Raw genomic sequence first — 22,745 nt, 5'->3', positions numbered from 1 at the left:
CCCGCCGGGCCCCCCCCCCTTGCCGGCCAGCCCGCCGAGCCCGCCGACCTGGTCGACGTGCCCCGGCTGGTCACCGCCTACTACGCCGGGCACCCGGATCCGAGCGACCCGGCGCAGCAGGTCTCCTTCGGCACGTCCGGGCACCGCGGGTCGAGCCTGCGCAACGCCTTCAACGAGGACCACATCCTCGCCGTCACCCAGGCGCTCTGCGACTACCGGCGGGAGCAGGGCCTGGACGGCCCGCTCTTCCTCGCCCGGGACACCCACGCGCTCTCCGCCCCGGCCGAGGCCAGCGCGCTGGAGGTGCTCGCCGCCAACGACGTCACCGTGCTGGTGGACAGCCGCGACGGCTACACCCCCACCCCGTCGCTGTCGCACGCCATCCTCACCCACAACCGGGGCCGCACCGCCGGGCTCGCCGACGGCATCGTGATCACCCCGTCGCACAACCCGCCGGACGACGGCGGCTTCAAGTACAACCCCACCCACGGCGGGCCCGCCGACAGCGACGTCACGAAGTGGATCCAGGACCGCGCGAACAGCATCCTCGCCGCCGGGCTCAAGGAGGTGAAGCGCATCCCGTACGCGCGGGCGCGCGCCGCCGACACCACCGGGGAGTACGACTTCCTGGCCCGGTACGTCGACGACCTGCCCGCCGCGCTGGACGTCGCCGCGATCCGGGACGCCGGGGTGCGAATCGGCGCCGACCCGATGGGCGGGGCCAGCGTGGCGTACTGGGGGGAGATCGCCGAGCGGCACGGCCTCGACCTCACCGTGATCAACCCGACGGTCGACCCGACCTGGCGGTTCATGACCCTCGACTCCGACGGCAAGATCCGGATGGACTGCTCCTCGCCGAACGCGATGGCCTCGCTGATCGCGGCCCGCGACCGGTTCGGGGTCTCCACCGGCAACGACGCCGACGCCGACCGGCACGGCATCGTCACGCCGGACGGCGGCCTCATGAACCCCAACCACTACCTGGCCGTGGCCATCGGCCACCTGTTCCGCACCCGGGAGCAGTGGGGGCCGGCGGCGGCGGTCGGCAAGACCCTGGTCTCCTCCTCGATGATCGACCGGGTCGCCGCCGACCTGGGCCGGCCGCTGCTGGAGGTGCCGGTCGGCTTCAAGTGGTTCGTGCCCGGCCTGCTCGACGGGGCGGTCGGCTTCGGCGGCGAGGAGAGCGCCGGCGCGTCCTTCCTGCGCCGGGACGGGAGCACCTGGACCACCGACAAGGACGGCATCCTGCTCTGCCTGCTCGCCTCGGAGATCATCGCCACCACCGGGAAGACCCCGAGCGAGCACTGGGCCGAGCTGGCCGAGCGCTTCGGCGCGCCCGCGTACGCCCGGATCGACGCCCCGGCCAGCCGGGAGGAGAAGGCGGTGCTGGCCAAGCTCTCGCCCGAGCAGGTGACCGCCACCGAGCTGGCCGGCGAGCCGATCACCGCGACCCTCACCACGGCGCCGGGAAACGGGGCGTCGATCGGCGGGCTCAAGGTGAGCACCGCGTCGGGCTGGTTCGCCGCCCGGCCGTCGGGCACCGAGGACGTCTACAAGATCTACGCCGAGTCGTTCCAGGGCCCGGAGCACCTCACCCGGATCCAGGAGGAGGCGAAGGCGTTGGTCTCCGGGGTGCTCAAGCAGGCCTGACCCGGCCGGTCAGCAGGGCGGTTCCAGCTCCCGCTGGTCGCGCTCGCGCCGCAGCTCCTCGGGGAGCAGCTCGCGGAGCTGGTCGGGCAGGAACGGCAGGTCGAGCAGGCTCAGCTTCAACTGGTTGCGCTCCTGGTAGCGCTTCGGGTCGAAGCGGACCACCCGGCCGGCGTCCCGCCGGTAGCGGATCTCCACCGCCCCCTCGGTCGCCGCGTCCTTGATCACCAGCCCGTCCATCTCGACGGCGACCGCCGCCGAGTGCGGCTGGAGGTCCAGCCGGATGCTCTCCTCCGGGGCGAGCACCACCGACCGGGAGATGCCCGCCATCGGCGACGACGGGGTCACCACCACGGCGTCCGCCGCCGGCGAGATCAGTGGTCCGCCCGCCGCGTAGCTGTAGGCGGTCGAGCCGGTCGGCGTGCTGACCACCAGCGCGTCGCAGCGGTAGTAGCCGTACCGCTGGCCGTCGACGGCCAGGGTGGCGGTGACGAACCCGGAGCCGGGCTGGCGGACCAGCGCGATGTCGTTGAAGGCCACCACGTCGTCGCCGCACACGTCGCAGGCGAGGCAGGCGTGCGACTCGACCGTGAAGTCCTTCGCCAGCAGCCGGCTCAGCGCGTTGGGCAGGTCCGGCGGCTCGACCTCCACGAGGAAGCCGAGCCGGCCCAGGTGCACGCCGAGCACCGGCTTCGGGTCGCGCACCGCCATGCGCAACGCGCCCAGCATGGTCCCGTCGCCGCCGATGCTGATCAGCGCGTCCGCGCGGACGGCCAGCTCGTCGGCGGGGACCGGCTCGACGCAGGACGGCACCCGGTGCTCGTCCTCGGCCCGGACCAGCAGCGTCTTGCGGTGGCGCGACGCCCACCGCTCGATGATCCCGACCACCTCGGAGACGTCCCGGGTGGGGTGCAGCACCAGACCCAGCCCCGCCACCCGTACAGCTCATCACATCCGGGGCCGGTCGGCGGGGCGTACGGGCAGGCGCGCCGGCGGCGGGACCACCGCCGGCGCGCCCGCCCCGGACTCAGCGGCGCGGCCGGCCGGTGAGGTGGGTCAGCGACCGGGCGACCAGGTCGTCCCGGGCCGCCGGGGCCAGCCCCTCCAGCCCGAAGCCGAGGTAGACGCTGTCGGCGGTGACCACCGCCGAGCCCTCCTCGAACGCCTGCTCACTGCGGGTCCAGTCGTTGGCCGCGGGCCCCGAGCCGGCCGGCGGCCCGGCCACCGCCCAGCCGCCCAGGTCGGGCGTCTCGAACGAGGTCTCCGAGACCACCGACCCGTTGACGGTCACCCGGGCGTCGTCCAGGAAGACGCCGAGGCCCTGCGTGCCCCAGTCCGAGACGTACGAGATGGCGATCTCGACCGTCCTGCCGGCGTACCCGGACAGGTCGACGGCGAACTCCTGCCACCCGCCGGACGACCCGGTGGCCGCGTGCCAGCTCCCGGTGCTGCCCGTCGGGGAGCAGTCCGCGCCCTGGTAGTGGGCGAGGAACGGGTGCAGCTCGTCCACCCAGCCCGAGGCGCAGCTCTCCCCGGTGACCGGGCGGGTGTGGCCGTTGGCGTCCGGCAGCGTGGTCCAGCCGTCGCTGCCCACCTCGTGCGCCTCGACGATCATGAAGTCCCAGTTCTCCTCGATGTCGTACGAGGTGGCGAAGCGCAGCTCGGCGGAGGTCGCCGAGGTCAGGTCGACGGTGCGGGTGAGCCGCTTGTACGCCTCGTCGGCCCGACCGCTGTACACGTACCAGTCGCCGGTGCGCGGGTCGTACGGCGCGGCGCCCGGCCGGGCCCAGTCCACCGCCGCCGAGCTGGCGAACTGCGGGTACCGGTCCGGCGGCAGGAAGCTCGACGTGCTGAGGAACGAGGCCGTGTGGTCCTGGTTGCCGGCCGACCCGGGCGCGTTGAGGCTGCCCGCGAAGCCGGTGAACGCGCCGGCCGAGCCCCGCACCGGGTAGGGGTCGCCCGCCGGGTCGGTGCCCCCGTCGCCGAGATAGTTGTACGCCCCGAGCCAGTACTGCTGGAAGTCGTTGAGCAGCGGCAGGCAGGCGACGTCGTCCGGGTCCACGCACTCCGGCGGGGCGCCCGGGCGGTAGACGTACCCGCCGTCGGAGCCCTGCGCGAACAGCGCGTACTTGCCGCTGACCAGGACCTTGCCGCCCTCGTTGAGGTAGTCGCGGACGGCGAGCTCGGTGGTGAGCGCCGCCTCGGCCGTGGTGCCGGCGACCTGTCCGGGGGAGCGGAGGATGACGTCGTCCCCGGTCTCCCAGACCACCGCCCGGTAGTGCGAGAGCACGCCGAGCGGGTGCGGCGCCTTCCGGCCCATGGCGTCGAAGTCGTAGACGTCGGCGCGGTGTCCGGCCTTCTCGATCGAGGCGGCGATGCCGGCCGCGTACCTCGCGGTGGTGGCGTCCTGCGCCGGGCTGAGACCGGTCACGTCCTCCACGGCGAGGACCAGCACGTCACCGCCGATGTCCGGGTGCACCCGGTAGGTGAAGTGGGCGCTGGCCACCGGGCCCTGGCGCGGCTTCACCCCGGTGAACCAGACCTCCACCCGGTCGCCGGGCTTCGTGCCGGTGACCGTGCCCCGCAGCTCGGCGTAGTAGCGGTCGTTCGTGTCGCCGTACCGTTCGCCGCCGCGCCACTCGCGGACCTTCGTGGTTTTCGGCCGGCCACCGTTGACGGTCCAGTGCATCCGCACGTCCTTCAGGGCGCGCCGGGTGATCGAGGCGACCTGCTGGGTCCGCCCGTACGAGGTGTCGAAGGCGTCCACCACGAAGTCGGGGGTGCTCCGGCCGACCACCGAGGCGGGCTCGTCCGGGTCGGCCGCGGACCTCGCCACGGCCAGGGCGAACGGCAGGTTCTTCGTCACCTCCGCCGAGATCAGCTTCTCGTCGTCGGGGAAGACGAAGCCGCTGACGCAGTCCTCCGGACGCCACTGGTCGTCCGGGTCGGACGCGGCGGCCGTCTGGCAGGTCGACATCTCCGGGGTGAAGCCGAGCGTGCCGTAGCGGACCTGCGCGTGCGAGTCGGTGTCGCCGTTGGTGGTGTACAGCTCGGCGGAGATGTCCGGGTCGTAGCCGGGCACCGCCGGGTGGGCGTCGTCGCCGGCCATCGCCTCGTAGATCACGTCGTCCGGCGTGGGAGTGCTCACCTGCCAGCCGACGCCGTAGAGCAGCAGCTGGGCGGCCGAGTGGTAGTTGACGAAGAACTCGAAGCCGATCCGGCGGAACAGCCCGTCCAGCGCCCTCGTCTCCGGCTCCGAGTTGGGCCTGGCGCCCCGGTAGGTGTCGCTGGCCGGCTCCGGCGAGGAGCCCTCGTCGTCGTACCCCCACTTGTAGCTGAAGTTGCGGTTGAGGTCGACGCCGTCCGCGCTGGTGATCCGGCCGTCACCGTCGTTGTCCCGCAGGTTCTTGCGCCACAGCCGGTTGCCCGGGGTGAACGTGTGGTCGTAGCCGTCCGGGTTGGCCACCGGCAGGAACCACAGCTCGGTGGTGTTCACCAGCCGGGTGATCGCCGGGTCGGCGCCGTAGTTGTCCAGCACGTGGTGCAGCAGCCGGCGGGTCATCTCGGGAGTGATCCACTCACGGGCGTGCTGGGCGCTCCCGTAGAGCACCGCCGGCCGCTTCCCGTCCGGCAGCGTGCGCGCGCCGCGCGTGACCTTCACCGCCAGGATCGGCTGGCCCTGCACCGTACGCCCGATGGTCTCCACCTTCGCCAGCCCGGGGTAGCGGGCCGCGGTGGCGGTCAGCTCGTCCCGGATGCCGCCCGGCTCGCTGTACGACCGGAACGCCGTCCAGCCGGCCGCGGCCTGCTCGCGCAGCGCCTGGGAGGCCGGCTTGCCACGGACCTTCTTGACGGTGAGCGGCACGCCCTGGCTGGTGAGCCGGGCCGCCGTCCGTCGGGTGAGCACGGTCTCGATCGTGGTGGCACCCGCCGGATCGGCGGACCGGTGGTCCTCGTCCAGGTCGACCCCGGCCGCCCGCAGCTTCTCCAGCTGCCCGGCGTCGACCGTGCCGACGTAGACCTCCAGCCCGTCGCGGCCGCCCGGGTCGGACGGTGGCCGCGCACTGGCCGGAGCGGTCAGCGCCATCGCGCCGACCAGGGTGAACACGCCGGCGATCGCCAGCCGTGTCGGTCTCATCGCGCCCCCTTCGGTGGAAGGACATCAGGCGCGAGCCTGGCCGCTGCGCGATACGTATGTCAATGCTTCGATGATTCGTTCGCGCCGGCGCGGGGAGCTGACTCGCGCCCGCACCGCATTCTGGCGATCGTCCGGGTGGCGGCGCGTGACCTGCCGAGTGGCGTGTCGTTGACCGTGTTGTGCCGAGGGGCCGGGCCGCACCCTGCGCGAGTTTCGGCGGACGGGTCCAAACGATGATCGGATTCAGCAAGCGATGATGTTGCTTCTCGTTCCAGTGCTCCTACTCGCCGTCCTGCATTACGTCGTCGCCGTCCGCACCTACGGGCTGCTCACCCCGGACGGGCTCTTCGTCGTGTCGCAGTTGCTGATGGCCTTCGGGACAGTCCAGCTCGTCGACCCGGACTCGGAAACCGAGACGTTCTACGGCCAGCTCGTGCTCGGGGCGGTGGCGACGTACCTGCTGGTGAGCATGGTGACGTTCATGTGCCTGCGCACCAGCCGGCGAACCGTGCCCCGACGGGTGGGTGACCACGCGCCGTACACCTTCCGGCTGGTGCGGCCGACGCCGACCGTCGTCCTGGTGACCATGGTGTCGATGGTCGCCACCGGCGTGTACTTCGCCGCCGTCGGCTACAGCGCCTTCGTCGTGGGCCTGCGCGGCCTGCTCACCGGCCAGGCGGAGGACGTGACCACGCTGCGGCTGCAGTCGTACGCGGGAGAGAGCTACTTCTTCCCGGGCTATGCCAACCAGTTCCGCAACGTCCTCCTTCCGTCGCTCGCCGTGCTCCTCGCCGTCTGGTACTTCAACCGACCCGGTCTGCTGGGGCGGGTCTGGGCTCTGTTTCCACTGGGTCTTGCGGTGCTGGCGCTCATCGGCACCGGCCAGCGCGGCGCGTTCTTCCTCTTCCTGCTGACCCTGGTCGTCTACTCGTTCCTCGCCGTCGGCCGTGCGATGTCCCGGTGGGTCCTGCTGGTGCCGCTGATCGGCGCCCCGGTGGTGCTCCTCGCGACGCAGGTGCTGGGACGCAGCGAGGACGGTGGTCATCCGCTCAGGGCATCGGCGTCGGAGCTCTACCGGCGTTTCCTGGAGGACAACCAGCTCTCCGGGCTCGCCGCCTTCAACTACACGTCCCAGCTGCCCGTGCGCTACGGCGGCGAATGGCTGCGCTCACTGTTGGGCGTCCTTCCGGGCGACCGGGGAAGCACCCTGGCCAACGAGGTGTTCGCCACGCTCTACGGCTCACCCGTCGGCACCTCCCCGCCGTCGCTGTGGGGCTCGATCCACTACAACTTCGGAACCCTCGGTGTCCTGGCCGGAGCCGCCGGTCTCGCCATCGTCCTGCAGACCATCACCTTCAACGGGCTGCGCCGGCGCAGCTACAACTCCCTTGAGCTGATGGGGTACGCCGGCATGACGGTCGTGCTCGGAACCTGGGCGGTGGGCGGCCCGGAGACCCTGCTGAACACCGGCCTCGTGGCCTACCTCGCGCTCTGGTACTGGGGCGGCCGGATCAAACGGGAGGACACCGCCCTCCCGGCCCGCGCCCGCGCCGCGTCGTCGTCCCCGACGAGCCCCGTGCCGCAGAGGTATGGATCGGCCGGCTGGCAACCGGGGCCGGCCGTCCCCGCGCGGGAAGGGCGCGAGCCGGTGGCGGCGGGTCGATAGGGCGTGCGCGGCGACGCGATGCGGTGGACGGGCCTGCGCGCGGCGGTGCGGTCCCGGCTGAGCGTAGGCCGTCGAGGGGTGCTGAGCATCGCCTCGGGAACCGTCGGCGGTCAACTGCTCCTGCTCGCCGCGGCACCCGCACTGGCGCGCCTCTACTCACCGGCGGACTTCGGCGTATTCACCGTGATCGCGACCCTGGTGGCGACGCTGGGAACGGTCGCGGCCTTCCGCTTCGACCTGGCCGTACCACTTCCGGAGCAGGAACGCGGGGCGCACGCACTGGTGGCCCTGGGGCTCACCTGCGCCCTGCTGACGGCGATGCTGGGCACCGCCGTGGTGGCGGTGGCCGGCGACCCGGTCGCCGACGCGTTCGGCCAGCCCGCGCTGCGGACCTGGCTGTGGCTGGTCCCATGGGCCTCCGCGGCGATGGGGTGTCTCCTGGTGCTCAACCAGCTCGCGATCCGCCACCGCCGGTACGCCTCCATCGGCCGCCGGAACTTCCTGCAGTCCGTGTCGATGCTGCTCACCCAACTGTTCGCGGGAGCGGCCGGCGTACGGGCCGGTGGCCTTGCCCTGGGCCTGGCTCTCGGCCAGGCGACCGGCGCGCTCATGCTGGCCCCCGGCGCCCGCCTGGGCGGCGCGGAGGCCAGAGCCGCCCGCAGTCCTCGCGAGCTGTGGCGGACCGCTCGGCGTTACCGCCGATTTCCTCTCGTGCTGGCTCCGTCGGGGCTGCTCAACGTGCTGGGCCTCCAGCTACCGGTCCTCCTGATCGCCTACTGGTACGGCAGCACCGCCGCGGGACTGCTCGGCCTCACCCAGCGGGTCCTCGCGGCACCGGCGGCCCTGCTCGGTACCGCCGTCGCCCAGGTCTACCTCGGCGAACTCGCCCGGGCGGCCCGCGAGATGCCCGAGCGGACGCGGCGCATCTTCCTCAACGCGAGTCGTCAGCTCGTCCTGATCGCGCTCCCGGCCGCGATCCTCGTCGTGCTGGCGGCCCCGATGCTCTTCCGCCTCGTGTTCAGCGACGAGTGGGCGGGCAGCGGGGCGTTCGCCCAGGCCCTGGCCATCGGTACGGCCGCGCACCTCGTCGCCTCCCCGTTGTCGCAGACGCTTGTCGTCTTCGGTCGCCAGGATCTCCAGCTCATCTGGGACGTGGCGCGGGTCGTCGTCGTCTCCGGCACGGTCGGGCTCACGTGGCTGGCCGGTGGGCCGGCGCTGACCGCCGTGTGGGCGTTCGGGATCGCGACCGCCGTCGCCTACGCGGCCTGCTGGCTGCTGTCGCTGCGGACCGTCACCGCCGGCAGCGACGCGGCGCGGCGGGTTCGCGACGACGATCCGTCCGTGCCGGCACGGCAGGCGGAGCCGGTGTGACCGGTCCGGCCACCACGGGGTTCGGCATAACCCGGGGCATAGCGGGTCGTTGATCCGAACGTTACAGAACGGACACCTGCCGGGGTGGCCGACGCTGCGACGGCCGCCGCTCGCGCTGGGGCCCCGTCTCCACGAGGAACGAGTCAACCGACATGCGACCCCGACTGCTGATCATCGCCTACGTCTTCCCGCCCTCGGAATCGGTGGGAGCCCGACGGCCCGGCGAACTCGCCCGATTCGCCGCCGGCCGGAAGTGGGACGTGCGGGTGCTCACCGCGACACCGGCGGACCCGGGCGCACCGGATCCCGGCATCCCGGAGAGCCAGATCCTACGGGCCGCCCCGGTGCCCCGGTCGGCCCAGATCGTCTCGTCCGTACGCCGCGCCGAGGCCCGGTCCCGGGTGGGCCGGCGCCAGCTGCTGACAGCGCTCGGCACGATCGGGCGGGAGGTTCTGATTCCGGACGCCTGCGTCAATTGGGTCGTGCCGGCCGTTCGACAGTTCCTGCGCAACCGGGACGGTTGGCGCCCGGACGTCATCATGGTGACCGGTCCGCCCGCGTCGGCTTACCTGGTCGCCGCGAGGATCGCGCGCCGGTTGAACGTGCCCTGGGTGGCGGACTACCGGGACCTCTGGACGGTCGGCAACGACTACTGGCCGTACGGCCGCACCCGGATCCGCCGGGTCATCGACCGCCGGATGGAGCACCGGCTGCTCCGCTCGGCCGCGAACTGCGTCACGATCTCCGAGCCGCTGGCCGAGATCATGCGAACCACGTTCGGGATCGACACCGAGGTCGTCATGAACGGCATCGACCGGCAACCGCCGGCATCCGACGAGACGTCGGCCGAGCGCCCCGCCTGGCAGCCGGCCGCGCCCGGACCCGCGACGTTGACCGTGGCGCACACCGGTCGGCTCAACCCTGGCAAGCGGGATCCCTCGCCGTTGCTGGACGCGGTCGCGCTGCTCGGGCCCGAGGCCCGGCGCGTCAACGTGATCTTCGCGGGCGAGGACAACGGAGTGGCCCAGGCGGCGACCGAACGCGCCGGAGTCGTCGACTCGGTGACCAACCTGGGTGAGGTGTCGGCCGAGAAGTCGTGGCGCGTCCAGGCGGAGGCCGACGTCCTGGTGCTGGTCATGTGGAACGACCCGCGCGATGCCGGGACGGTGCCCGGGAAGTTCTTCGACTACCTGCGGGCCCGACGCCCGATCCTCATGATCGGGCACCCGGACGGGATCGTCGCGGACATCCTGCGGTCCCGGCACGCCGGCGTCGTCCTCAGCGATCCGCGGCAGATCGCCGACCAGTTGCGCCGGTGGCTGGCCGAGAAGGACCGGACCGGTCGCGTCCCGGAACTGTCCCCGTCCACGCTGGACGGCCTCTACCGGGAGGATCAGTTGGCGCGGTACCTCGAGATCCTCTCCGCCGCGGCCGCGTCACACCGGCCGCGGCGCTGACCCCGCCGCTCTTCCTGGCCGGCCCGGCGGCGTCGCCCGGTCTCGGAGAGATCGGCGGGCCGCGGCGCCCGGGTGGACGTGCGCGGCCCGCCGACGCTCAGGACGACGACGGATCACCGTCCGGCGCGATGGGGGACGCCAGGCCCCAGCGTGTCCGCGCCGCGTGCAACTGGGCGATCATCTCCGGCCAGGAGGGCGGCCGGTATCCGGTGACCGCGGCGAGCGCCTCGGCCGACAGGGACCGATCGCAGACGAATCCGTCGTAGGGCACGATCTCCCCGGTCCAGCCGTACTCGGCGGCGACGAGACGGAGCAGTTCGTACTTCGGGATCGGCGCCGCCGCGACGTGGTACAGCCCGGCGACGTCGGTTCGCGGCAGGATCGTGGTGCGCAGCAGCCGGGCGAACTCGAGGGTGGTCACCCCGCTGTAGATGGCCTTGGTGTAGCCGCTCACCACGCCGGACCGGGTGAGGAACCAGTCGACGAGGGACCGGTTCGAGGTCAACTCGTGACCGATGATCGACGTCCGCAGCGTCAGCGCGCTGCCCTCCGTCACCTCGCCCAGCAGCTTCGAGCGCCCGTACAGGTCGGGTGGGTCGGGCAGGTCGGTCTCCACGTAGGCACCGCGGTCGCCCGAGAAGACGCAGTCGGTGCTGACGTGGATCAGGCGGGCGCCCACGGCGGTGCACTCGCGGGAGAGCAGATGGGGAAAGAGCGCGTTCAGCGACACCGTCCCGACCGCGTCCTGCACCTCTGGTCGCTGCTTGACCACTCCCACGCAGTTGATCACCGCGTCCGGCCGGACGTCGTCCAGCAACCGCCGGATCCCGGCGATGTCGCGCGCGTCCACACCGGTCCTGACCCGGACGGCGAGGTCGACCGGCAGTTGGCCCGTCACCTCCCGCGCCCGGGCGGTGCCCTGCACCTCGACATCCGGATCCCGGTCGAGTTCCCGCAGCAGCGTGTGGCCCAACATTCCGGTAACGCCGAGGACGAGAACCCGCGTCATCCCGTCTTCCTCTCCCGGCGAGTGGCGGCACCACGTCGCCGTGCGGCATCTGTCAGCAGGTCGGCGAGCACCTGCGCGTTGATCGCTTCGCTCATGTGCCCGAGGTAGTGGCGCCGGCCGGCTTCGCCCATGGCGCGCAGCAGGTGCGCCGGCGTCGCCCGCGCCTGCCGGATGACCCTCGCCAGACCGACTGGGTCGCCCGGCGGTGCCGCGAATCCCGCCCCGGCCCCGGTCACGATGCGGGCGGCGTCGCCTGGTGCGCAGACGAGGGCGGGCTGGCCGCTGGCGAGGATCGCCTGGACCTTGCCCGGGAGGGTGATGCGGAACAGCGGCTCGTCGGCCAGCGACACCAGTTGGAGGTCGGCCGCCGCCATGGTCGCCGCGATCCGGTGCGGTTCGATCGGATCGACGGAGTGCACCGTCGTCAACCGTCGCGCCGTCGCCCGGTGGCGCAGGGCCTCGCGTTCCACACCGTCGCCGACGAGCACCAGGTGCACGTCCGGCAGGTCCCGCAGGTGCTCCATCGCCTCGACGGCCACGTCGAGCTGCTGGGCGGCGCCGACGTTGCCGGCGTACATGACGACGAAGTCGCGCGGGCCGAGGCCGAGACGCGCCCGGAACTCCCGATCCGGCTCGGTCGGTTGCATCACCTTCTCATCGGCCCAGTTGTAGACCACCGACACCTTTTCCGCCGGTACGCCGCGCGCCAGCACCGTCTCGCGCAGGCCGGGGGAGGGGACCGTGACGTGGTCGGCCCAGCGATAGACGCGGTCGGTGAACCGGCCGAGGGCGTTCTGGGCGAGACGGCGACTCGGGCCGCCGGCCAGGAACCCGGTGGCGAAGACCGAGTCGGGCCACAGGTCCATCACCATGAGCACGTACGGGATGCCCCACCGCAGCCGGGCGGCCATCGCCGCGCTGGCCGCCGTGATGGGCGATCCGTAGACCAGCGACACGTCGGCGCGCCGCAGGAGGCGTCGACCGAAGAGGGTGGACGAGGCGGCCCAGCTCAGATAGTTGACGGTGCGGCGGACCGCCGAGCGGTCGTGGCTGGGGTACAGCGGGGACCGCAGCACGTGCAGGCCGTCCTGGTCCTCGACAGTTCGGCGATGGGCGCGGTAGCCGGGATGTACGGTGCCGGTCGGGTAGTTGGGCACCCCGGTCAGCACGTCCACGGCGAAGCCGTACCCCCGCAGCGCCCGGGCGATGCCCAGCGGGATCCCGGTCGGCTCCGGGGGGAACCACTGACTGACCAGGGCCACCCGGTCGGCACGCTCGATGACGGTGCGGGCCGGCCCGGTCACGCCGGTCACGCGGAGGTGGCGAGGGTCGGCACGGCGAGCGCGTCGAGCTGTGCGCGGATCTCCGGCAGGGTCGACAACAACGCCATGACCTCGGCGACGTCCAACCGGCGCGCGTTGTGCGAGTGGTAGTCCACCCGGTGGTCGCGGTCGGTGTCGCCCTCGTCGAAGTAGAGGCCGTAGTTGAGGTCGCGGCTGTCCACCGGCACGCGCAGGAAGTCGGCGAAGTCCTCGGCCCGAGCCAGGTCCTCGCGGCTGGCCAGCGTCTCATAGAGCTTCTCGCCGTGCCGGATCCCCAGCACGTCGAACTTCGCCGGCACCCCGAACAGGTTGCACAGCGCCGTCGCGAGGTCTCCGATCGTGCAGGCGTCCGCCTTGCGGATGAACACGTCACCCGGCTGGCCGTGGTGGAAGGCGTGCTCGACCAGCTCGACCGACTGGTCCAATGACATGAGGAACCGGGTCATGGTCGGCTCGGTCACGGTGAGCGGGACTCCGTTGCGGATCTGCTCGACGAACAGCGGGATGACGGAGCCCCGGGAGTACATGACGTTGCCGTAGCGGACGCAGCAGACCCGCGTACGGGCGCCGGGGTTGTTGCGGGCGTGCGCCTGGGCGACCTTCTCCATGAGTGCCTTGGTCATCCCCATCGCGTTGACCGGGTAGACCGCCTTGTCGGTGCTCAGCAGCACCAGAGCCGCCACCCCGTTGCGCTCGCAGGCGTCCACCACGTTGGCGCTGCCCAGGACGTTGGTGCGGAGCGCCTCGAGCGGGAAGAACTCACAGGACGGCACCTGCTTGAGCGCGGCGGCGTGGAACACGTATTCGACGCCGCGCGTCGCCTTGACGGTGCTGTCCTGGTCCCGGACGTCTCCGACGTAGTAGCGGACCCGGTCGTCGCGGAGCCGGTGCCGCATGGCGTCCTGCTTGGACTCGTCGCGGCTGAGGACACGCACCTCCTCGGCCCCGGCGGCCAACAGGCGGGTGACCATCGTCTGGCCGAACGAGCCGGTCCCGCCGGTGATCAGGAAGCGTCGACCCGAGAGCGAGGAAGCCACATCTCCTCCAGTTCTCCCCCGTACCGGTGACGGGAGTTCACATCGCGATTGAATAAGACACTACCGCCCAATAACGATTAGAACCCCCAGAAGGGCACATACAGGACGAAGGTGATGTGAGCCGGTGCTGCGGCCCTGAGCCGGCCGCGACCGTCGCCCGTCCGAGTTCGTTGGTCCAACGATTGACATCTGCCGGCGGACGCTGGGCCGGCTCGGCGAAGGGCACGACATGACGCGGGTGATGACGGTGGTGGGAACCCGGCCGGAGATAATCCGGCTCTCCCGGGTGATCGCCAGGCTCGACGACGCGGTGGACCACACGCTGGTGCACACCGGGCAGAACTGGGACAGCTCGCTGTCCGACGTCTTCTTCAAGGAGCTGCGGATCCGCGAGCCCGATCGGTTCCTCCGGGTCGACACGTCGTCGCTGGGACGCGTACTGGCCGGCGTGCTCGTCGGCTTGGAGGCGGCGATCGCCGAGCTGCGACCGGACGCCCTGCTCGTGCTCGGCGACACCAACAGCTGCATCGGGGCGCTGATGGCCCGGCGGATGAAGGTGCCCGTGTACCACATGGAGGCGGGCAACCGGTGCTTCGACCTCAACGTGCCGGAGGAGACGAACCGCCTGCTGGTCGATCACGTCTCGGACTTCAACCTGGTCTACACCGAGCACGCCCGGCGCAACCTGCTGGCCGAGGGACTGCACCCGCGCCGGATCCTGCACACCGGCTCGCCCATGCGCGAGGTGCTGGAGCACTATCGGACGGGCATCGCCGCGTCGACGATCCTGCGCCAGTTGGAGCTCACGGCGGACCGGTACTTCCTGGTCAGCGCCCACCGCGAGGAGAACGTCGACCGTCCGGACCGGCTCGCCCGGCTGCTGGACTGCCTGCGCGCGGTACGTGACCACTGGGGATACCCGGTGCTCGTCTCGACGCACCCCCGGACCCGCAAGCGGCTCGAGGCGCTGGCGCCGGACGCGAGCGCGCTGGACGGGATCGCCTTCCACGAACCGTTCGGCCTGCTCGACTACGTGCACCTGCAGACGAAGGCGTACTGCACGCTGTCCGACAGCGGGACGATCAGCGAGGAGGCCGCCATCCTCGGCTTCCCCGCGGTCACGCTACGCGAGTCGATCGAGCGACCGGAGGCGCTGGACGCCGGCGGCATCATCATGACCGGCCTGGACCCGGAGGGCGTGGTCGAGGCGGTGCGGGTCACCGTGGACCAGGTTGTCGCGCAGGGCGTGCCCTGTCCGTCCGACTACCAGGTCCCGGACACCTCCCGTCGGGTGGTCGACTTCATCCTTTCCACCGTCCGGCGGCACCACGACTGGGCGGGCATCCGCCGCTGACCGCGGCGCGCAGCGGGGCGGCACCTGGTCGGTGCCGCCCCGCTGCGTCTGTCGCGCGTCCGGCTCCGCCCCGGTCAGCGCTCGGTGCTCAGCGACGACAGCCGGACGTCGAGCGGCTCGTCCGCCACGGGCGCGAACGGTTGGGCGGCCAGCAGCGCGAGCTGCTCGACCACCTCCGCCGGGTCGGCGTACGGGTCGAGCCCGCTCACCTCCATCGGATCCAGCGGGGGCACGGAAACGTGCGACACCAGGGGGTGGAACGGGCGGGTGTCGACCTCGCCCGTGCCGAGCAGGTCCTCGTGCAGCTTCTCACCGGGCCGCAGGCCGGTGTAGACGATCGGCACCGGACTGGACGCCTGTTCGGCCATCTGGCGGGCCAGGTCGAGGATCCGGACCGGCTCGCCCATGTCGAGTACGAGTGCCTCCCCGTCGCGCCCGATACCGGCCGCCTGGAGCACCAGGTGGACAGCCTCCTGGACGGTCATGAGATAGCGGGTCACCTCCGGGTGGGTGACGGTCAGGGGCTTCCCGGCCTCGATCTGCCGCTGGAACGCCGTCACCACCGACCCGCGGCTGCTCAGCACGTTGCCGAACCGGACGCTGAGGAAGGTCCCGGGAAACCGGGAGGCGGCGTGCGCGGTCAGCCGCTCGGTGATCCGCTTCGAGTAGCCCAGCACGCTGATCGGGTCGGCCGCCTTGTCCGTGGAGATGTTCACGAACTTCGCGACGTCCTGGCAGGCGTCCAGCACGGACAGCGTGCCCCAGACGTTGGTCTTGACCGCCTCGCCGGGGTGCCGCTCGAGCAGCGTCAGATGCTTGAGCGCGGCGGCGTGGAAGATGATCTCCGGTCGCCGTTCCCGGATGATCCGCCGGATGCCCTCGTCGTCGCGCAGGTCGGCGAGGATCAGCTCCGGCCCGTCCAGCATGGCGCGTCCGGAGAGCGACATCTGAAGGCTGTGCAGGGCGGACTCGTCCCGATCCAGCATCATCAGCTCGCCCGGGTCGGCCTTCATCACCTGGCGGCACAGCTCGGAGCCGATCGATCCGCCGGCGCCGGTGACCAGGATGCGCCGGCCGGTCAGGCTGGTCGCACTCATCGGCAGGTCGCCGACAACCTGGCGGCGGCCGAGCAGGTCGCTGATCTGCACGTCCCGAACCGCGGTGACGGTGATCCGGTGGTCGACCAGATCCCGCACCGGCGGCAGTACCTTGAACGCCGCGCCGGTCTGAAGGGTCGCCTCGCGGATCTCGCGGATCAGCATGGCGTCGGCGTTCGCCACCGAGAAGATGACGGTGCTGGCGCCGGTGCGTTCGACGGCCGCGGCGATGTCGCGGCGGCCCCCGAGCACCCGTACGCCGCCGACCCGCAGGTCACGCTTGTGCGGATCGTCGTCGAGCGCGCCGACCGGCAGGTACCGGCCTCGCGGATCGCTCAGCATGGCCCGCAGCAGTCCCTGGCCGGCGTCGCCCATGCCGAAGAGCAGCACGGGTGTCGAGGACCGGACGTCCGGACGCATGGCGAGGTCGCGCCGGTGCCGGTAGGTGACCCGTGCGCCGAGCATGAACAGCAGGGCCAGGGCGCCGCCCACCAGCGGGGTGCTCGCGGGCACGGGGCGTTCGGCCGAGGGAAGCAGGCCCAGCAGCACGATCGCGGCGGTCGTGACGGTGGTCCCGGCCACCCCCTGCACCTCCTGGAGGCTGCCCAAGGGGTGACGGCCGGAGTAGAGGCGGCGCAGCGATGCCACCGCCACGTACATGACGGCGGCTCCGCCCCCGATGATCGCCCCCCGGCTGAGCTGGCCCGGGGGAAGGTGGAACTCGTACCTGCTCCAGACGGCCGCGATGAAGCCCCCGACCCAGGCGATCGTGTCGGTGGCGAGGAAACCCGCGGTGCGGAGGCGGGCTCTCGTCCGGCGCGCCCGCTGCGGCGTGCGTGCAGTGCTCGCTGTGTCCTGCGGCATGTGGTGGCTCCCCTGTCGCGTTCTGACCGCTTCCGCCGCATGGCAGAAGGAGCTTTGCGCCCATGTCCTTGTTACAGCCTTTTCGTCCCGTTTGCCGGGTTTTGCGAAGGCGGCGGCGGCGTTTCGTCAGTCCGATCGGCGTCAGCGCGCCGGCACGCCCTTCACCACGACCTGATCAGGCACGTCGCGTACGACGCACGCACCGGCCCCTACGGTGCTGTCCCGGCCGATCCGCAGGCCCTGCAGCACCGCGGCGGTGGTGCCGATCAGTACGCCCTCCGCGCAGTGGCAGTCACCGGACACGGCGGCGAGCGGGTTGACCGACACGAAATCGGCGAGTGAGCTGTCGTGACCGACGGTGGCGTTCTGGTTCAGGTGCACGTGACGACCGATGGCGACGTTCGTGGTGACCCGTGCTCCGGCGAAGGCTACGAACCCGGGCCCGTACCGGTTGTCCGGGCCGATCGTGGCGTCCGGGTGGACGAGGCTCGCGGCCGGCACGCCGTACGCGTCGACCCGCGCGGCGACGGACCGCCGGACCCGCGGGTCGCCGATCCCGATGACGTGGTGGGTCTCCGGCGGGGCGTCGCGCAGCCAGTCGACGCCACCGAGATACGGCACGTCGAGGCGCTGGACCCGCTTCAGGTTCTCCTCCGACGGTCGGTCGTCGACGAACCCGGCCAGCTGCCAGCGTGGCCCGCCGGCGGCGACCACCGCCCGGGCGATGGTCAAGATCTCGCGACCGTGACCGCCGCAACCCACGATCACCAGTGGCGTCACGCGGAGGACCCTCCGGCCCGGACGGTCAGGAAGTCGTCGATCGCACCCAGCACCGCGGCGATCTGCCGCTCGGTGAGCGCGCTGCCGCTGGGCAGCGTCAGCCCTTCGGCGAAGAGATCGTCGGCGGCTCCGGTGAGCAGGCTCTCCGCGTCGGCGTACGCGGGCTGCCGGTGCATCGGATTCCACACCGGCCGCGTCTCGATGTCCTGCCCACGAAGGTGCGCGGCCAGATCGGCGGCCCGCCAGCCGGCGCGGTCCGGGCGCACCCGGATGACGGTCAGCCAGCAGTTCGAGGTCCCGTCCTCCGCGCCGACCAGTTCGACGCCGGGCACCGGAGCGAAGAGCTTCGCGTACCGGTCGCGCAACTGCCGGCGCCGGCCGATCATCCCGTCCAACCGCACCAGCTGCGCCCGGCCGAGCGCGGCCAGCAGGTTGCTGAGCCGGTAGTTGTAGCCGGTTTCCCGGTGCTCGTAGTGCAGCGTGGGCTCCCGCGCCTGGGTGGCCAGGTGCCGGGCCCGCGCCAGCAGCGGCAGGTCGTCGGAGACGAGCATGCCGCCCCCGGACGTGGTCATGATCTTGTTGCCGTTGAAGGAGAGCACACCGGCCCGGCCGAACGATCCCGCCGCGCGGCCGTGGTGCGTGGCGCCGAGTGCCTCCGCGGCGTCCTCCACCACCGGCACGTCCGCCTCCGCGCACAGCGGAAGCAGCGCCGTGTAGTCCGCGCAGCTGCCGAACATGTCGACGGGGACCACCGCCCCGACCCGTTCGCCGCGTACGCGCAGCTGGCGCAGCAGCTCGGCGAGCAGCGGGACGTCGATGTTGCCGGTGCGCGCGTCGCAATCGACGAAGACCGGCCGGGCGCCGGTGTACCGGACCGCGTTCGCGGTCGCGACGAACGTCAGCGTGGGGACCACCACCACGTCCCCGGGCCCGACGCCGACCCCGAGCAGAGCCAGGTGCAGTGCCGCGGTGCCCGAGCTGACCGCCACCGCACCCCGGGTGCCGAGCCGGCTCGCGACCTCGCGCTCGAACGCCTCCAGATCCGGACCGGTGGGCGCGACCCAGCCGGAGCGCAGGGCCGCGATCAGGTACGACTCCTCGAGCGGCCCGACGTCGGGCGCCGAGAGGTGAACGGTACGCGTCATCGCCGGTCGCCCGGCCGTACCGTCAGGACCGGGGTGCGCACCGTCGCCGAACCGTCCGGGGCCGCGGCCGGTGAACCGAGGAACTCCGGTGCGGTGGCCGTCCCGGCCGCTGAGATGCCCTCGCGGCGCAGCACGGTACGGACCGTCGCGGCGAGGATGGCGAGGTCAAGCCGGAGGCAGCGGCTGTCGACATACTCCACGTCGAGGTCGAACTTCTCCTCCCAGCCCAGGCTGTTGCGCCCGCGTACCTGGGCGAGGCCGGTGACGCCGGGCCGGACCTCGTGTCGACGGGCCTGGACGGGCGAGTAGCGGGCCAGGTACACCGGCAGCAGAGGACGCGGGCCGACGAGGCTCATGTCACCCCGCAGCACGTTCCACAACGTCGGCAGTTCGTCGAGGCTCGTGGCGCGCAGCCACCTGCCCAACGGCGTGAGCCGGTCGGCGTCGGAGATCAGACCGCGGCGCGGGTCCGGTGAGCGCATCGTCCGGAACTTGACCAGCTCGAACGGCTCGCCGTGGCGGCCGGTGCGGCACTGGCGGAACAGGACCGGGCGACCGAGTCCCGCAGCGACCACCAGCGCGACCGTCGCCAGCACCGGCGCGAGCAACACGAGCAGGACGGCGGCAACGACGACGTCGAGGGCCCGCTTCGGCCGGTCCGACCGCTCCGGTCGGTCGGGTGGCCGAAGCGGGCTCTCGAGTGTCAGCACACCAGGAACCGGCACGGTCCCACCTCCCGCTCGATCGGCCATAAGCGTCAGACTGGTTATAACAGCCACATACTTCGCAAATGGCTCAGACGGGAACAGTCAGCGCTGATCCCGTCAGATCAACCGCTGAGGTCGGTGGGAGGACACGGGTGGCACGTCGGTTCGGTCCGCCGGCTACGGGGCCGGTCGCAGGCCGGCGGCCGCCGGCAGCCAGAACCCCGCGTACACGCCCGCAGTGATCTGGTAGCTGAGCTTCCCGTTGACCCAGGCGCTCGCGCCGAAGGGGGCCGCGGAGGCTTGGGAGAACGTGAACGTCCTGCTCGCGGTCACGGCCCAGCCCGGTCCGTACTGGTATCCGGTGTAGGTCCCGGTGCCGAAGAGCAACGTCCGCTGCGGCGTGTACGTGTGCCGGACCACCGCTCCCAGCAGTACCCGATCACCGGGCGCCTCGGGCACGAGGAAGCCGGCCAGGGCCCCGTTGTAGATGCGGTAGTGGATGCCCCGGCCCGGGATGCGGATGCGCTGGTCGGCGTTGGCATTGGACTGCCGGGACAGGGTCAGCGACTTCTGCTCGAGGATCGTGCCCGCCGAGTTGAACCGGTAGCCGACGTGCGTACCGCCGGAGAAGACCACGGTGCCGGAGACCGCTGGCGTCGGGTAGTCCTCACGGAACAGATCGGCCAGGCCCGCGAAGACCGGCGCCCGGGTCATCTCGTACGTCTTCAGCAGCTGCCCGATGTGCACCGGGTGGTAACCGGCATACGAGTTGGGGCACCCGATGGAGTACCGACTGATCCACTGCGGGGCGCGGAAGTCCACCGGTACGTGGTGGCGCAGGGTCGTGGCGGCCCCGTCGAAGATCGCGGCGGCGCGCGCGTCGGCGGTCAACCGCCAGTAGTCGTACACGCCGTAGAGGCTGAAGATGTGTCCGTTGAGAACGCGCTCACCGGTCACCCCGGGTGTGACCGGGTACTCCTCGAGCCACAGGTAGCCGGCGTCGTCCACCCAGGTGGCCCAGGGCAGCCCGGACTCGGGCGGGAGGAGCAGGCTGGCGAAGGTCCGGTCCGCGGCCTCGCGCCACTTCTGGTCGCTGGTGACCTCGTGGAGACGCACGAACAGGCTCAGTAGCTGCCCCTGCGACATGGCGCTGTACCAGGGCGAGTGAACGACGGGCATCTGCGCGCAGCGGGGGAAGTCGAACTCGTACGGGTACCACCAGGCACCCCGGGACACCACCTTCCGGTCGAGGTTCCGTTGCGCCTGGGCGACCGCCCGTTCGAGGAACATCGGGTCCCGGTTGGCCAGGTAGGTGCGCAGGTTGCTCAGCCCCCACTGGGCCTGCGCGACGGGGTGGTCGTAGGTCTGGCCGTTGTACTGGAACAGCCGGACGCCCTGCTCGTCATGAAGGTTGGGGTCGACGCGCGGTGCCAGCGGGCTGTCGTTGTACGCCAGGTTCGCCGCCGGCATCGACTGTGGTCGGAAACCGTCCCGCGCATAGTCCGTCACGTCTGCCAGGGCCCGCGCCGTCGCCGTGGCGGCCTCGGCCCGCTTCGCCGTAACGCCCTCGGCGGCCGTGATGACCAGCGCGAAGACCAGCAGTGCTCGAATCGTCGGATCGAACTTCCGCACAAAGGCCCGCATACAGGAACCGTAGGAAGGGCGACTCTCGGTGACGGACGGTGCGTCGGGATCCCGACAGACCCGTACGGCCGGCCGCCGGGCGTCGCCTGCCGCGGGCCGTCGCGGTCCGCGGGATGCACTGCGCAGTAGAGTGCTCGCGGCCGCACCGGCGAAGGTTGGGGGAGACCGTGCTGCATCTGCGGGTGATCGCGCCCACCGACCGTTCGCGGGCGGTCGCCGACCTGCTGGCGGCCGACCCCGGGGTCACCCACCTCGTGGTGCTGGCCGGGGCCGCCCGGCAGCCGGCCGGTGACTACATCACCTGCGACGTGGTGCGGGAGAGCGCCGACGGCGTGCTGCGCGGCCTGCAGGAGCTGGGCGTCGAGGCGCACGGGGCGATCGCCGCGGACGACGTCGAGCTGACGCTGTCCGCGGCGGCGGACAAGGCCGCGGAGGACGCCCCCGGGCACGGCGAGGACGCCGTGGTGTGGGACGAGATCGCCGCCAAGACCGGCGAGCAGACGGTGCTCACCGGCACCTTCCTGGCGCTGATCACCGTGGCCACGATGATCGCCGGCATCGGCGTACTGCTCGACCAGCCCATCCTCATCGTCGGCGCGATGGTGGTCGGCCCGGAGTTCGGCCCGCTCGCCGCGCTCTGCGTGGCGCTGCTGCGCCGGCAGCCGCGCGTCATCGGCCGGTCGGTGCAGGCGCTCGTGGTCGGCTTCCTCGCCGCCATGCTGGTCACCGTGCTGAGCACCTGGGCGCTCACCGCCGCCGGGCTGGTCAGCCGGGACATGCTGCTGGCCGACCGGCCGCTCACCGACTTCATCTGGCGCCCGGACGCGCTCTCCTGGGTGGTCGGACTGCTCGCCGGCGTCGCCGGCATGCTCTCGCTGACCTCGAAGAAGTCCGGCTCCCTGGTCGGCGTGCTCATCTCGGTGACCACCGTGCCGGCGGCGGCGAACGTGGCGGTCGCGGCGGCCTACGGCGTCTGGCCCGAGGCGGCCGGCTCCGCCCTCCAGCTCGTGATCAACCTGGCCGCCATCGTGCTGGCCGGCCTGCTCACCCTCATCGTGCAGCTCTGCTGGTGGCGGCGGGTGGAGCGGCGGTCCACGCGGGGCGTCCCGCGGCAGCGGGCCGAGCGGCCGGCGCGGGTCAGCGCCAGTCGTCGCCCGCCTCGAGACGCACGCTGAGCAGCGTCGCCAGGGGCACCGACTCGCCGTCCCGGCCGCCCCGCCCGACCACGAGCGGCGGCGGGGCGGGCTCCGGGTCCGCCCCGAACAGCCGCGACCGCAGGCTCGGGGGCACGGTGAGCAGGTAGAAGCGCCCCTCCGTGTCCACCGCCCGGCTGTGCGCCCGATCCACGTACCAGCCGGTGATCCGGGTGCGGTAACGGCCGCGCCCGTCGTAGCCGGCCGCCGTCAACCGGTCGGTACGCAGCCCGCGTCGCAGCGCCTCGGCGGCGAACCGCGCCACCAGCTCCGCGGCCTCCGCCTGCTCCGCGGCCCGCTGCCGGGCGTCGGCC

At 72.1% G+C, this 22,745-nt stretch carries 17 protein-coding genes; 6 read left to right on the top strand and 11 right to left on the bottom strand.

Annotated features, from left to right (window positions below):
- A partial coding sequence (gene pgm, locus ACW0Q9_RS15880) for a phosphoglucomutase (alpha-D-glucose-1,6-bisphosphate-dependent) (protein ID WP_456182005.1) occupies positions 1–1,650 on the top strand: 1,650 nt, incomplete at its 5' end.
- Positions 1,651–1,659: 9 nt separating this feature from the next.
- On the opposite strand, the gene ACW0Q9_RS15875 is transcribed toward pgm, so the two are convergent.
- The gene (locus ACW0Q9_RS15875; protein ID WP_456182003.1) at positions 1,660–2,583 is read right to left on the bottom strand and encodes an NAD(+)/NADH kinase; all 924 of its coding nucleotides are present in this window, start codon (positions 2,581–2,583) and stop codon (positions 1,660–1,662) included.
- Between the two features lie 91 nt (positions 2,584–2,674).
- On the bottom strand, positions 2,675–5,785 hold the full coding sequence (locus ACW0Q9_RS15870; protein WP_456182001.1) for a M14 family zinc carboxypeptidase: 3,111 nt from the start codon (positions 5,783–5,785) through the stop codon (positions 2,675–2,677).
- Positions 5,786–6,059: 274 nt separating this feature from the next.
- Between ACW0Q9_RS15870 and ACW0Q9_RS15865 the strand changes: the two genes are divergently transcribed.
- From ACW0Q9_RS15865 to ACW0Q9_RS15855, 3 genes are all read left to right on the top strand, one after another.
- Positions 6,060–7,451, top strand: a complete 1,392-nt coding sequence (locus tag ACW0Q9_RS15865; RefSeq protein ID WP_456181999.1) for an O-antigen polymerase — start codon at positions 6,060–6,062, stop codon at positions 7,449–7,451.
- A 78-nt stretch (positions 7,452–7,529) separates the two neighbouring features.
- Positions 7,530–8,822 (top strand): lipopolysaccharide biosynthesis protein, encoded by a 1,293-nt coding sequence (locus ACW0Q9_RS15860; RefSeq protein ID WP_456181997.1) that lies wholly within the window; start codon positions 7,530–7,532, stop codon positions 8,820–8,822.
- A 152-nt stretch (positions 8,823–8,974) separates the two neighbouring features.
- Positions 8,975–10,279: a glycosyltransferase gene (locus ACW0Q9_RS15855; protein WP_456181995.1), complete on the top strand. Its 1,305-nt coding sequence runs from the start codon at positions 8,975–8,977 to the stop codon at positions 10,277–10,279.
- Between the two features lie 97 nt (positions 10,280–10,376).
- On the opposite strand, the gene ACW0Q9_RS15850 is transcribed toward ACW0Q9_RS15855, so the two are convergent.
- From ACW0Q9_RS15850 to ACW0Q9_RS15840, 3 genes are read right to left on the bottom strand one after another with little or no spacing between them, the layout of a single operon-like run.
- Positions 10,377–11,288: a dTDP-4-dehydrorhamnose reductase family protein gene (locus ACW0Q9_RS15850; RefSeq protein ID WP_456181993.1), complete on the bottom strand. Its 912-nt coding sequence runs from the start codon at positions 11,286–11,288 to the stop codon at positions 10,377–10,379.
- On the bottom strand, positions 11,285–12,601 hold the full coding sequence (locus ACW0Q9_RS15845) for a glycosyltransferase family 4 protein (RefSeq protein WP_456181991.1): 1,317 nt from the start codon (positions 12,599–12,601) through the stop codon (positions 11,285–11,287). Before ACW0Q9_RS15845 ends, ACW0Q9_RS15850 begins: the two co-directional genes overlap by 4 nt.
- A complete protein-coding gene (locus tag ACW0Q9_RS15840) occupies positions 12,598–13,647 on the bottom strand; it encodes a polysaccharide biosynthesis protein (RefSeq protein ID WP_456181989.1) in 1,050 nt (349 codons plus the stop codon). Before ACW0Q9_RS15840 ends, ACW0Q9_RS15845 begins: the two co-directional genes overlap by 4 nt.
- A gap of 229 nt (positions 13,648–13,876) precedes the next feature.
- Here ACW0Q9_RS15840 and wecB point away from each other — a divergent pair, with 229 nt between their 5' ends.
- Positions 13,877–15,001, top strand: a complete 1,125-nt coding sequence (gene wecB, locus ACW0Q9_RS15835; RefSeq protein ID WP_456181987.1) for a non-hydrolyzing UDP-N-acetylglucosamine 2-epimerase — start codon at positions 13,877–13,879, stop codon at positions 14,999–15,001.
- A 74-nt stretch (positions 15,002–15,075) separates the two neighbouring features.
- Here the strand turns inward: wecB and ACW0Q9_RS15830 are convergent, their stop codons facing one another.
- The 5 genes from ACW0Q9_RS15830 to ACW0Q9_RS15810 form a co-directional block, all read right to left on the bottom strand.
- On the bottom strand, positions 15,076–16,962 hold the full coding sequence (locus tag ACW0Q9_RS15830) for a polysaccharide biosynthesis protein (RefSeq protein ID WP_456181985.1): 1,887 nt from the start codon (positions 16,960–16,962) through the stop codon (positions 15,076–15,078).
- Between the two features lie 141 nt (positions 16,963–17,103).
- Positions 17,104–17,742 (bottom strand): acetyltransferase, encoded by a 639-nt coding sequence (locus tag ACW0Q9_RS15825; RefSeq protein ID WP_456181983.1) that lies wholly within the window; start codon positions 17,740–17,742, stop codon positions 17,104–17,106.
- Positions 17,739–18,887, bottom strand: a complete 1,149-nt coding sequence (locus ACW0Q9_RS15820; RefSeq protein WP_456181981.1) for a DegT/DnrJ/EryC1/StrS family aminotransferase — start codon at positions 18,885–18,887, stop codon at positions 17,739–17,741. The genes ACW0Q9_RS15825 and ACW0Q9_RS15820 overlap by 4 nt, the downstream gene beginning before the upstream one ends.
- Entirely contained in the window at positions 18,884–19,597 is a 714-nt protein-coding gene (locus tag ACW0Q9_RS15815; protein ID WP_456181979.1) for a sugar transferase, read from the bottom strand. The genes ACW0Q9_RS15820 and ACW0Q9_RS15815 overlap by 4 nt, the downstream gene beginning before the upstream one ends.
- A 174-nt stretch (positions 19,598–19,771) precedes the next feature.
- On the bottom strand, positions 19,772–21,238 hold the full coding sequence (locus ACW0Q9_RS15810) for a D-glucuronyl C5-epimerase family protein (protein ID WP_456181977.1): 1,467 nt from the start codon (positions 21,236–21,238) through the stop codon (positions 19,772–19,774).
- A 167-nt stretch (positions 21,239–21,405) separates the two neighbouring features.
- On the opposite strand from ACW0Q9_RS15810, the gene ACW0Q9_RS15805 reads away from it, so the two are divergent.
- Positions 21,406–22,413 carry a DUF389 domain-containing protein gene (locus ACW0Q9_RS15805; protein ID WP_456181975.1) on the top strand — a complete coding sequence of 336 codons (1,008 nt, stop codon included), beginning with the start codon at positions 21,406–21,408 and terminating at the stop codon, positions 22,411–22,413.
- Here ACW0Q9_RS15805 and ACW0Q9_RS15800 read toward each other — a convergent pair.
- Positions 22,376–22,745 (bottom strand): hypothetical protein (locus tag ACW0Q9_RS15800; RefSeq protein ID WP_456181973.1); only part of this gene is annotated, 370 nt, incomplete at its 5' end. The genes ACW0Q9_RS15805 and ACW0Q9_RS15800 overlap by 38 nt on opposite strands.

The sequence above is a fragment of the Micromonospora sp. I033 genome, assembly GCF_053890995.1.
This window is presented reverse-complemented; position numbering and strand designations above follow the sequence as displayed.

Excerpts from the sequence above, each read along its gene's own strand:
- ACW0Q9_RS15870 (WP_456182001.1), bottom strand. The coding sequence starts at position 5,785 with ATGAGACCGACACGGCTGGCGATCGCCGGCGTGTTCACCCTGGTCGGC.
- ACW0Q9_RS15855 (WP_456181995.1), top strand. The coding sequence starts at position 8,975 with ATGCGACCCCGACTGCTGATCATCGCCTACGTCTTCCCGCCCTCGGAA.
- ACW0Q9_RS15850 (WP_456181993.1), bottom strand. The coding sequence starts at position 11,288 with ATGACGCGGGTTCTCGTCCTCGGCGTTACCGGAATGTTGGGCCACACG.
- wecB (WP_456181987.1), top strand. The coding sequence starts at position 13,877 with ATGACGCGGGTGATGACGGTGGTGGGAACCCGGCCGGAGATAATCCGG.
- ACW0Q9_RS15830 (WP_456181985.1), bottom strand. The coding sequence starts at position 16,962 with ATGCCGCAGGACACAGCGAGCACTGCACGCACGCCGCAGCGGGCGCGC.
- ACW0Q9_RS15820 (WP_456181981.1), bottom strand. The coding sequence starts at position 18,887 with ATGACGCGTACCGTTCACCTCTCGGCGCCCGACGTCGGGCCGCTCGAG.
- ACW0Q9_RS15810 (WP_456181977.1), bottom strand. The coding sequence starts at position 21,238 with ATGCGGGCCTTTGTGCGGAAGTTCGATCCGACGATTCGAGCACTGCTG.